Source organism: Candidatus Pelagibacter communis (assembly GCF_001180025.1).
GTDB lineage: Bacteria > Pseudomonadota > Alphaproteobacteria > Pelagibacterales > Pelagibacteraceae > Pelagibacter > Pelagibacter ubique_A.
The window spans coordinates 1-1,034 of sequence record NZ_CVSK01000005.1; the positions used below are offsets into that span (position 1 = coordinate 1).

Below are 1,034 nucleotides of genomic sequence, written 5' to 3' on the forward strand. Positions count from 1 at the left end.
TTGAAATTCCATTTCTTTGACCAACACTACCATCTTCATTTACAATAAATTTTGGTACTAAAAATAAACTAATTCCTTTAGTGCCCGCAGGAGAGTCTGTTGATCTTGCTAAAACTAAATGAATAATATTTTCAGTTAAGTCATGATCACCAGAAGTTATAAAAATCTTTTGACCACTAATTTTATAGGTATCATCAGATTGTTTTACGGCTTTGGTTTTTAACAAACCTAAGTCTGTACCACAGACTGGTTCTGTTAAACACATAGTACCACTCCATTTACCTTCGACGATCTTTGGTAAATATTTATCTTTAATTTCATCTGAAGCATGATGATTAATACAATTATAGGCACCAATACTAAGTTCACTATATAATTTAAATGACAAACTGGCTGAGGAAAGCATTTCATCAAAGAACGCGCTTACTGTTTTTGGCATTCCTTGGCCTCCATATTTAGGGTCACAAGACAATGACGTCCAACCATCTTCAATGTATTTCTGATATGCTTCTTTGTAACCCGGTGGTGTTCTGACAACACCATTTTCTAAAATTGCTGGATTTTCGTCACCTGCTTTAGCAAGAGGTAAAATTAAATTTTGATTTATTTTAGCTGCTTCTTCTAAAATATCTTTAACAAGATCTGTGCTCACCTCATTATATTTTTCAAGCTCATTATAATTTTTATTATCTCTTAATTTTTCAAAGAGAAACATCATGTCTTTTACTGGTGCGGTGTAACTTGGCATATTTAAAGCTTAGAATAATTCTAGTTTTATTGCAATTTTGAAATTATCGCATCACCCATTGCTGACGTGGAGGTTTCTTTCATACCCTCTGACATTATATCTTTAGTTCTTAACCCATCATTTAAAACATCTTGAACTGCTTTTTCTAAAATATCTGCTTCTTTATCAAGATCTAAAGAATATCTTAGTGCCATAGCAAAGCTCAAAATAGAAGCAATTGGATTTGCTATCCCTTTACCAGCTATATCTGGAGCTGACCCGTGTATAGGCTCGTACATCGCTCTCC

General features: G+C 33.5%; 2 protein-coding genes. Both read right to left on the bottom strand.

What is annotated here, in order from left to right; genetic code table 11:
- Positions 1 to 748, bottom strand: a 748-nt coding sequence (locus tag AMN83_RS00075; RefSeq protein ID WP_179850393.1) for an acyl-CoA dehydrogenase family protein, incomplete at its 3' end; no start/stop codon positions are given.
- A 26-nt stretch (positions 749 to 774) separates the two neighbouring features.
- The coding region (locus AMN83_RS00080; RefSeq protein WP_256998042.1) for an isocitrate/isopropylmalate family dehydrogenase at positions 775 to 1,034 on the bottom strand (260 nt) is incomplete at its 5' end.